The sequence below is a fragment of the Aquimarina sp. RZ0 genome (assembly GCF_008370685.1).
GTDB lineage: Bacteria > Bacteroidota > Bacteroidia > Flavobacteriales > Flavobacteriaceae > Aquimarina.
The window spans coordinates 1-9,520 of sequence record NZ_VTZU01000125.1; the positions used below are offsets into that span (position 1 = coordinate 1).

The following is a 9,520-nucleotide window of genomic DNA, read 5'->3' on the forward strand; positions in this document are numbered from 1 at the left end:
TTTTGTATTTGTTTGTCTTTCAACTTAAAAATACAATAAAATCAAGGGTTCACCAAGGTTTTCATGCTACTTTTTTCCTTTTTTAACACCCCTAAAAACCTGTAAATACTAGGTGCGAAACTTCAGTTTTTAATATTTAATTAGTCAATACCTACTCTGTTGGATACGGGCTTTTCGGTTTTCGCCCTACGCTGCGCAGCGATTGTTATAATTTCTATTACTATGTTTGTTAAGTGTTGTTTTATTTCCTGATACCCGACCTGATACTCACACTACTGCCAATTCATCATACGCAGGATCTTGCTGGATCATACGTAGCAAGCCTTCCTTGATCTCAAATTTCTTTTTTCTGGTATACCCTTCAGTATATCCATTGATCTTGGCGATCTCCCGCATGCTTTTTCCTTCAAAAAACAGCTGTAGTATAGTTCTGTTTTTCTCACTAAGATTATCCAGGTGTTTATGATATAATACGGTTTGGTCTTTCTCAGTTAGGGTATCAATGACAGATTGTTTATGATCTGGTTTTTGTACCACCAGTTGGTCATTGTTGCATACCTTATATTGCCTTTTTAGCTGTACACGCCACTTGTTTTTACAGACACCTATAAAAAAACTATGAATAGATGTATCAATTTGTAGTGATCCATTTCGTAGCTTTTGGTAGATCACTACTAAAGAGTCCTGAAATACATCTTCTACATCCTGTATGCATCCCCCTTGTTTTAGGATATATCTACGTATATAGGGTAGATTCTTCTTATAAAATGCTTTAAGAATCAAACGATCCCCTGTAATGATTCCATCAATAATCTGTTGGTTCTTTTTTGTATTCATCTGTTTTGTTTTGTTATTCTTGTCTTTCAACTTTCGCTCAGGATAAATTCCAAAATGAATCCATTCTCATTCTGAACTCGTAATTCATAATTCATCTGATCGGGTCAAATATATGGGCAGGATATAGTGGGATACAAGGAGAACAAGTCTTGATTCTAGAATCTTAGGGTCGAAATTCTAGAATTAAGACTGGTTTAAAATTTAGACTATCAAGTGTTTAATATATATTCCCAAAAGATAGATTGAAAAATGACTATGGAAAATATTAAATGTATATTTGCTTCGTTCTAGAAGCAGGGATCTTTATAAAAGCCTATGAAGATGCTTATTCTTAATAACATATCCCCTTAGAAAACTAATTTCAATTTTATAGTATAAAAAAGATTTGTTTACATGTATATACGTAACATCTTCTATTTTCTAATTCTGTTACTAATATCTGGACAAAGTGTATATTGTCAAGAAGAAGATCAACTTATAGATTCGCTAATTAAGTTAGAAGCAGAGACCCTTCACACTGAATTTTATAACACTATAAAAAGAGAGCCTAAAAGAGCAGGCTTATATGCAAAAGTTTATTTACATAAAGCAAAGAAAGATCAACGTACCCTGAGAATAGTAAATGGGTATCGTTTGATGGCTCGATTTAATCAGAATGATCTTGAAAAAAATATCACATACCTGGATAGTGCTATTGCTTATAGTAAAAATTTAGATTATAAATATTTACCAACTATATTATACGTTGACAAAGGTGTTGCTTACGATGGTTATGGTTTTTTTAGCAAAGCATTAGATAGTTATCTAAAAGGATTGGATTTTGCCAAAAAGAAAAAAGAGATAGATTTTGAAGCAGTGATTAATCATAATATTGCCCTATTAAAAAGAAAACTGGGTAAATACAAGGAAGCAAAATCATTGTTTAAAGTATGTTTAACGTATGAAGAGTCAATATTAAGTAACCCTGAAAATGATTCTATAGGGTACTTGGTAACATTATCTGAATTGGTAAGTGTTTATAGACTTGATAAAGAAATAGATTCAGCTTTTTCCTTAAATGTTAGAGGTATTAGAATGTCAGAGGGTAAAACAATACAAGATCTTTTCAGATTAAATGAAGGCATCATTAAATATTATTATAAAGATTATAAGACTGCAATTACTAATATCAATATGGCATTAAATGCATTTTCTAGGCCAGAGAATTCTTATTTTGCAGAAAATTATAATTTGATTGATGCCTATCTTTTTATGGGTAAATCTTATGCAGCCATATCACAGAAAGAGCAAGCAGTTCATTACTACAAAAAAATAGATTCATTAGTTCTAACAACTAATTATTTGGTTCCTGAAATTCGTGAAACTTATATTGCTATTATTGATCATTATAAATTCCTGGGTGATAAAAATAATCAATTACATTATATCAACAGATTACTCTATAATGATAGTATAATTGATAAAAGATTTAGGTCTTTAAACACTAAACTCATTAAGGATTATGATACCCCTATTTTACTATCAGAAAAAGAAAAGCTTATCAAAGATTTGACAACTAAAAGAGATCAATCTAATTATGGAGTTATCATTTTACTTTTTATACTTGTGATTACTACCGTATTTCTAATCCTGAATTATAGAAAAAGAAAACTATACAAGACCCGTTTTGAAGAGCTTATGAAAAACACAACAGTAAAACCTGTTCAGAAAAAAATCAGTAATGATACTATAGGTATTGCTACAGATGTAGTAACCAAAATTGTAGAAGGGCTCAATGAATTCGAAAAACATAAAGGTTTTACCAAAATCAATATTTCTTCTGGTATGTTGGCCACAAAACTAAATACAAATACTAAATATTTAACTAAGGTGATTAAATATTATAGGCATAAGAGTTTTACAAATTATATTAATGATCTGAGAATAGAATATATTATTATAGCATTAAAAAAAGATCAAAAACTACAAAAATACACCATTAAAGCTTTGGCTAATGAGGCTGGCTTTAACTCTACCGAGGTGTTTTCTAAACATTTTTATAATAAAACAGGAATCTATCCTTCGTATTTCATTAAAAGACTACAACAAGAAGAAAAATAGTAGGTTACGTGGTTTTTCAATAGTCTTAATTCTAGAATTAGGGTAAGCCAAGGATTTAAAACAGGTTTTGCTAAAAATTGGAGGGAAAAATAATACCTGTATCTTTACTTCGTTTTTAGAATTGGTTGACATACTATAATGGGAAGAAAATCATATCATATTGTTATAAACAGGTTTATTTGTTTTATTATTTTGGTACTTGCACAACATCATATAGTGTATAGTCAGCAAAAAATTACGCAGATAGATTCTCTAACTAATTTAGAATTTCAATTACTTCTCGATAAATTTAATGAAAGTATAGAATCCAATCCTGAAGCAGCAAAACCATTTGCAGAAGCTATTTTACAAAAAGCAAAAAAAAACGAAGAACCAGGCAGAATAGCAAGCTCATATCGTTTGGTTGCTCGTGTTTATGAGAATAGTTTGTATAAAAAAATAGCTTACCTTGATAGTGCCATTTTTTATGGTGAAAAATCAAGTTTTAAGAGTTATCCAACAATTATATACGTGGATAAAGGTGTAATGTATGCAGATAATGGCCTTTTTAATGAAGCTTTAGATAATTATATTAATGGATTAAAATATGCAAAAAAGAAAAATGATGATTTTAATGAAGCTATCATAAATCATAATATTGCATTATTAAAAAGAAAACTTGGTAAATATGATGAAGCAAAATCACTCTTTAAGCTATCCCTAAACTACGAATCTTCAAAGATTTGGGAATCGAAAAATGATACTATTGGATACCTGTCTACGCTTGCCGAATTAGTTACTACTTATAGACGTAATAAAGAAATAGATTCAGCATTGACTTTTAATAGCATTGGTATTAAAATGTCCAAGAATTTGGAAATATCTGGTCTTTTTAAACTTAACAAAGGTATTATCAATTATTATCAGAAGGATTACAAGAACGCAATAATAAATATAAATAAAGCATTAAAATCATTTTCTAAACCTGAAAATAAATATTTCGCAGAAAATTACAATGTAATAGATGCTTACCTATTCTTAGGAAAATCTTATACGGCAATATCAAATAAAGAATTGGCAATTACCAATTATAAAAAAATAGATTCTTTGATACAAGGAACTAAGTACTCTATACCCGAAGTTAGACAAGCTTATACCGCAATTATTGAACATTATAAATCCTTAGGTGATAAAAGCAATCAATTACATTATATCAACAGATTACTCTATAATGATAGTATAATTGATAGAAGATTTAGGTCATTAAACACTAAGCTCATTAAGGATTTTGATACTCCTATTTTGATATCTGAAAAAGAAAAGCTTATCAAAGATTTGACCAATGAAAGGGATCAATCTAATTATGGGATAATGATTCTGCTCTTTATACTCTTGATTATTACAGTATTCCTGATTCTTAATTATAGAAAAAGAAAGCTCTACAAGATTCGTTTTGAAGAGCTCATGCAGAGTACAACAGAAAAAACTGTTCAGAAAAAAATCGATGATGATACTATTGGTATTGCTGCAGATGTAGTGGCTAATATTGTAGCAGGATTAGATGAGTTCGAGAGCAATAAAGGTTTTACACAAACCAATATGAGTTCGGCAATATTAGCCACCCAATTACATACCAATACCAAATATTTGACCAAGGTCATCAAACATTATAGACAAAAAAGCTTTTCCCCTTATATCAATGATCTAAGAATAACCTATATCATTGAACAATTAAAAACGGACAAAAAATTACAAAATTATACAATAAAAGCACTAGCTACAGAAGCAGGATTTAACTCTGCCGAGGTGTTTTCTAAGTATTTTTATAAAACAACAGGGATATATCCTTCCTATTTTATTAAACAAGTACAACTAAAAGATAATTAAGTGATCACTGGTATTGTAATGGTAGAAATTGTAGAATTAAGACTACTGGAATAATTAAGTTAAACTACTGATTTAAAACAGCTTTTGTAAAAAATCAGAGGGGAAAATAATACCTGTATCTTTGTTTCGTTTTTAGAATTGGTGACATACTATAATGGAGAGAAAATCATATCATATATTTGTATACAGGTTTATCTGTATTGTTGTTTTGACGTTAGGATTACAAAATATAGTATATAGTCAGAACAAAAATCTTCCATCTATAGACTCATTGATGCAATGGGAGTTTGAAGAACTTTATCAAAAACAATTCACCGAAAAAGATCCCTACTCAAATAAATGGTTTGCAAAGGCCTACTTGCAAAAAGCAAAAAGTCTAGATAGCATTTCCGAAATGGCAAGAGGTTTTCATTGGACTTCGTATTTTTTTATTGATAACTACGAAAAACGCATTATCTATATCGATAGTGGTATTGCTAAGGTAAAAAATACCCAGCACGTACTACAAACGGGAGCAATGCAAATGACTAAAGGAATAATTACACAGCAAAAAGGTAATTATAACAAAGCTTTGGACTATTATCTTGAGGGGTTAGAACATGCCGAAAGAAATAAAGTTTTGGTCTACATCTCTCTCTTTCGTTCTAAAATTGCTGCTTTAAAAAGAAAACTAGGGAAGTATGATGAAGCCAAATCCCTCTATAAAAAGTCCGTTCAATATGAAAAAACACAAATAGGTAAGAAGGTAAATGACTCTACACGATACTTAATGTTTCTTTCAGATTTAGTATCCACATATCAATTGAATAAAGAAATTGATTCTGCGTATTATTATTATAGGGAGGGTACAATTATGGCTCAAAACACGGATATTAAAGTAGTGTACACGTTAAATAAAGGAATATTTCAATATTATGATAAAGACTACATCAATGCTATACAATCCATAAAACAAGGAGTAAAAGAGTTTTTAACAAATAAATATAGAGCAACCTATGGATATCATAATTTAATTAACGGATATGTTTTTCTTGGAAAATCCTATAGTTCTTTGCAACAAGAAGAGAAAGCTATGGGTTATTTTAAAAAAATAGATTCCTTTGTGCAATTATCTAATGATTTAATTTCGGAAGCTAGGCCCGCATATCCAGAAATGATAAAGTACTATAAATCTATTAACGATAGAGATAATCAACTGTATTATATCAATAGATTATTACATAATGATAGTATATTTCACAATAGGTATAAAACTACTACAGATAAATTGAATACGGAATTTGACACTCCTCTTTTGATTGCTCAAAAGGAGAGTATTATACAAGAACTTACCACCAAAAACAATCAATCCTACTATATCATTCTTATTTCGTTATTAGTAATTCTTGGTATTACAAGTGTTCTTTATATAAGCCGTAGGAAAAACAAACAATACAAAAAACGTTTTGATAGCCTAATGTCGGATTCCCCAAAAGAGATTAACAAAATCAACTCTACTACTGATCACAATAATACTGCTATTGATATTGCGAAGGATGTAGTAGATTTGATTCTTAAAGAGTTGGAAGATTTCGAAAAAAACAATAGCTTTTTAGAAATCAAGCTTACCTCTGCCATGATGGCCAAAAAAATGAATACCAATTCAAAATATTTGACCAAGGTGATTAAATATTATAGAGGTAAAACCTTTTCTCCTTATATCAATGATTTAAGAATTGAGTATATTATTGAAAGATTAAAAGCAGACAAGAAAATAAGGAATTATACCATTAAGGCATTAGCTAAAGAGGCAGGTTTTAATTCTACCGAGGTGTTTTCGAAGTCATTTTATAAAAAAACAGGGATATATCCTTCGTATTTTATAAAAAGGTTACAAAGTGAAGAAAATCAATCAGTTAATTGATATTTTTATGGTCTAGATTCTAGAAATAAGACTACAATTGTTTTCCAGTAAACACCAACTTACTACAATTATTATATATTTGGATATAATTTAAAATTATCAAATAATGAAAAATAAATTTCAAGCGCAAAAACTAAAATTGACTAAGTTGAATATTACTAAATTATCAAAAGATGCATCCATAAAAGTTATTGGAGGTACCGCAGGTCCTGGTTGTGGGGAAAAAACTGTTGATGAACCTGGATGCCCTGGTAATAATGCATTTACAAAGAAATGTTAAAAGTATAATTATAGTTTTTAATAACATGATTAAAAGAATTTTCATCCTTATATTAATTGTTTCTTGTTCCAACAAAAATCGAAAACCTTCTGTAATAGAGCCTATAATGGCTATAGATGAATATCACGGAAAGCAAATAAAGGATCCTTATCGTAATTTGGAAAACTTGAAAGATACTACAGTAGTCGATTGGCTAAAAAAACAAGGAAAATATGCATCTGATTTACTCAAGCGGATTCCGAATAGACAACAATTAATTGATAAACAACAGTCATATGATATAAAAAAAGAGTTTTCTTTTTTTCATTCCAAAACTACTGCGGATGGAAAATATTTTTATACTAAAACTATAGGTGAAGAACAAATTGCTAAACTGTATTATCGAACAAGTTTAAATAGTGAAGAAATATTACTCTATGACCCGACTTTGTATTCAAAAAAACAGGAGTATAGTATTAATTATATTAAACCTGACTGGGTAGGTGATAAGATTGTAATAAGCCTTTCTAAAAAAGGAGAAGAAGCTTCAGAAATGATTATTATGGAAGTAGCTACTAAAAAAATTCTTCCTGGAGTGATCAAAAAATGTTTACCTGATATTGGAGGAATTCAATGGCTTTCAGATAATTCAGGATTTATTTATTTGTATTCACCAATTATTGACCCTACCAATAAAGATTATTGGACAAATACTCAATCAATACTCTATACCATTGGCAATACCTCTAAGAAGTTAAAAGATATTTTTTCTATAAAAAACAACCCAGAATTAAATCTGAAACCAGCAGATTTTCCTATAATAAATAACCATAGAGTTAAAGATGGTTATTTATTTGGGGTAGTTGGAGGAGTATCATCATTTTATGATACATATTATAAAAGCGAATCTGAATTTGATTCTAATGATAAATCTTGGAAGCTATTATTTAAAGAATCAGATAAAATAAAAAAATATATAGTAGATAATAATAACAACCTTATTTTTTTATCGGCAAAAAACGCACCCAATTTTCAGATTTGTAAAACGTCAATGAACAATCCTGATTTTAATAATCCAGAAATTTTAGTACCAGAAAAAAAAGATCTTTTAATTACACAATTTGAAATAACAAAAGACGGTTTATTCTTTACCACAAAAAAGAATGGAGTTGAATCTAAATTATATTATTTAGAAGATGAGGAAAGAGAGATTATACTACCTAAAAGTGCTGGAGATATTTATATTGGATCTAAAGGGCCTGATAATGAATTACTTAGAGTCATCGTGACAGGATATCTTAACCCTCAAACAAATTACTTATATAATGTAAAAGATAATAGTTTTAAATTGGAAATCTTTACTCCAAATGTAGAATATCCTGATTTTGAAAATTTAGTTGTAGATCATGTTGAAGTACCATCTCACGATGGAGTATTAATTCCAGTATCAATTATTAAACATAAAGGTATTAAAAAAAATGGTAACAATCCGACTCTGTTTTATGGTTATGGTTCCTATGGAGGTTCAGGAGGTGTTTTTTTTAGTCCTAGTTTTCTATCTTGGACAACAACTGGCGGAATATTAGTTATTTCACATGTGAGAGGAGGCGGACAAAAAGGAGTGGAATGGCATAAAGCAGGGCAGAAAACTACCAAACCTAATACCTGGAAAGATATGATCGCTACTACAGAGTATATGATCAAAGAAGGCTATACTAGTCCTGAGAAATCTGCAATATGGGGATCTAGTGCAGGTGGTATCCTGGCAGGTCGTGCTATGACTGAACGACCGGATCTATATAAAGCAGTTATCCTTACTTCTCCGGCTATGAATATGTTGCGATCAGAGATACAACCTAATGGGCAAAATAGTATCAAAGAGTTTGGTACGGTAAAGATCAAAGAAGAGTTTGAAGCATTATTAGAAATGGATTCTTACCACCATATTAAAGAAGGTGTAGAATATCCAGCTACTTTAGTAACTGGGGGGATGAAGGATGGTAGAGTGGTTATCTGGGATCCGGCTAAATTTGTAGCTAGATTACAGGCATCCAATGCTGCGGATACTCCTGTTTTATTTCAGGTAAAATTCGAAGATGGCCATGCAGCTATGAACTCTACAAAAATTGATAGATATGAAATGTATGCCAACGTATTTTCTTTTGCTTTATGGCAAATGGGGTATCCTGAGTATCAGCCTAAATAATATAACAGTTAGCTCTATTTAAAAGATAAGTTCTATTTATTAACTATATGAAAAGATATACTATCTGTCTGCAATTTGTTATTGTTTTTGCCTTTGTTTCCAATAATATTTTCAGTCAGAACTCTTCCTTATCTTTTCAAGAAGGTAAGGAAACCAATATTATAGGAAATAAAATACATGATTATAAGTTATCGCTTACCAAAGGTGATGTTGTACAACTGCTGGTTAATTCGGTTCGATTTGTGCCAATGATTTCGGAGTTATAGTGCCAGTCATTTCGGTTCAAACTGTGCCATTTATATCGGTTCGATTTGTGCCACTACGAGAGATCAAGTAATTACCTTATCGC

At 30.1% G+C, this 9,520-nt stretch carries 7 protein-coding genes; 6 read left to right on the forward strand and 1 reads right to left on the reverse strand.

Annotation, left to right across the window (positions count from 1 at the left end):
* Window positions 1-267: 267 nt before the first annotated feature.
* Window positions 268-837: an RNA polymerase sigma factor gene (locus F0000_RS25875; protein ID WP_149627605.1), complete on the reverse strand. Its 570-nt coding sequence runs from the start codon at window positions 835-837 to the stop codon at window positions 268-270.
* A gap of 393 nt (window positions 838-1,230) precedes the next feature.
* Between F0000_RS25875 and F0000_RS25880 the strand changes: the two genes are divergently transcribed.
* The 6 genes from F0000_RS25880 (at window position 1,231) to F0000_RS25900 (ending at window position 9,437) form a co-directional block, all read left to right on the forward strand.
* A complete protein-coding gene (locus tag F0000_RS25880; RefSeq protein ID WP_149627606.1) occupies window positions 1,231-2,937 on the forward strand; it encodes an AraC family transcriptional regulator in 1,707 nt (568 codons plus the stop codon).
* A gap of 138 nt (window positions 2,938-3,075) precedes the next feature.
* A complete protein-coding gene (locus F0000_RS25885; RefSeq protein ID WP_149627607.1) occupies window positions 3,076-4,803 on the forward strand; it encodes an AraC family transcriptional regulator in 1,728 nt (575 codons plus the stop codon).
* 154 nt (window positions 4,804-4,957) lie between these two features.
* The gene (locus tag F0000_RS25890; protein WP_149627608.1) at window positions 4,958-6,706 is read left to right on the forward strand and encodes an AraC family transcriptional regulator; all 1,749 of its coding nucleotides are present in this window, start codon (window positions 4,958-4,960) and stop codon (window positions 6,704-6,706) included.
* A 106-nt stretch (window positions 6,707-6,812) separates the two neighbouring features.
* Complete coding sequence (locus F0000_RS27980; RefSeq protein ID WP_188112291.1) at window positions 6,813-6,986, forward strand: hypothetical protein; 174 nt, start codon at window positions 6,813-6,815, stop codon at window positions 6,984-6,986.
* 25 nt (window positions 6,987-7,011) lie between these two features.
* A complete protein-coding gene (locus F0000_RS25895; RefSeq protein WP_188112292.1) occupies window positions 7,012-9,171 on the forward strand; it encodes a prolyl oligopeptidase family serine peptidase in 2,160 nt (719 codons plus the stop codon).
* Window positions 9,172-9,218: 47 nt separating this feature from the next.
* Window positions 9,219-9,437, forward strand: a complete 219-nt coding sequence (locus F0000_RS25900) for a hypothetical protein (RefSeq protein WP_149627610.1) — start codon at window positions 9,219-9,221, stop codon at window positions 9,435-9,437.
* The last annotated feature ends 83 nt before the right edge of the window (window positions 9,438-9,520 follow it).

Coding starts and splice junctions, on each gene's coding strand:
- F0000_RS25875 (WP_149627605.1), bottom strand. CDS start 837: ATGAATACAAAAAAGAACCAACAGATTATTGATGGAATCATTACAGGG.
- F0000_RS25880 (WP_149627606.1), top strand. CDS start 1,231: ATGTATATACGTAACATCTTCTATTTTCTAATTCTGTTACTAATATCT.
- F0000_RS25885 (WP_149627607.1), top strand. CDS start 3,076: ATGGGAAGAAAATCATATCATATTGTTATAAACAGGTTTATTTGTTTT.
- F0000_RS25890 (WP_149627608.1), top strand. CDS start 4,958: ATGGAGAGAAAATCATATCATATATTTGTATACAGGTTTATCTGTATT.
- F0000_RS27980 (WP_188112291.1), top strand. CDS start 6,813: ATGAAAAATAAATTTCAAGCGCAAAAACTAAAATTGACTAAGTTGAAT.
- F0000_RS25895 (WP_188112292.1), top strand. CDS start 7,012: ATGATTAAAAGAATTTTCATCCTTATATTAATTGTTTCTTGTTCCAAC.
- F0000_RS25900 (WP_149627610.1), top strand. CDS start 9,219: ATGAAAAGATATACTATCTGTCTGCAATTTGTTATTGTTTTTGCCTTT.